Raw genomic sequence first — 384 nt, 5'->3', positions numbered from 1 at the left:
CGGCTACATTGGGTTGATAGATCAGAAGGGCATTCGCATCGTGGCTGAGGGTTTTTGTGGCACCAACGAGATTCGCTTCGATGCGCGTGAGGAGTGGCTTTATGTGGTGGAAAGCACTGCCCGCCGCATCACCCGCCTGCGCCATCGCAACGGCGAGCTGCACGAGCGCGAGGTCTACGGGCCCAGCGAACTCGAGGGCCATCCCGACGGTTTCGCCTTCGATGCGTTTGGCAACCTCTGGATCACACTGATTTTCCTGGACAAGCTGATTGCCATCACCCCCGAGGGAGATGTGCTCGAGCTGCTCGACGACAGCAATCCTGTTGCCAACGCCGTCTACGAGCAACACTTCCGGGCCGGAACCCTCACCCCAGAGATCATGGC

General features: G+C 59.9%; 1 protein-coding gene. It reads left to right on the top strand.

The annotated features are described in order from the left end of the window. Nucleotides 1-40 precede the first annotated feature (40 nt). Nucleotides 41-384: SMP-30/gluconolactonase/LRE family protein (locus N2041_RS14375; protein ID WP_297679273.1), on the top strand; the 344-nt coding region annotated here is incomplete at its 3' end.

It is taken from the genome of Tepidiforma sp., assembly GCF_026419595.1.
Taxonomy (GTDB): domain Bacteria; phylum Chloroflexota; class Dehalococcoidia; order Tepidiformales; family Tepidiformaceae; genus Tepidiforma.
Note: the sequence above shows the minus strand (reverse complement) of the source record. Positions and strands in the feature narration are given on the sequence as shown.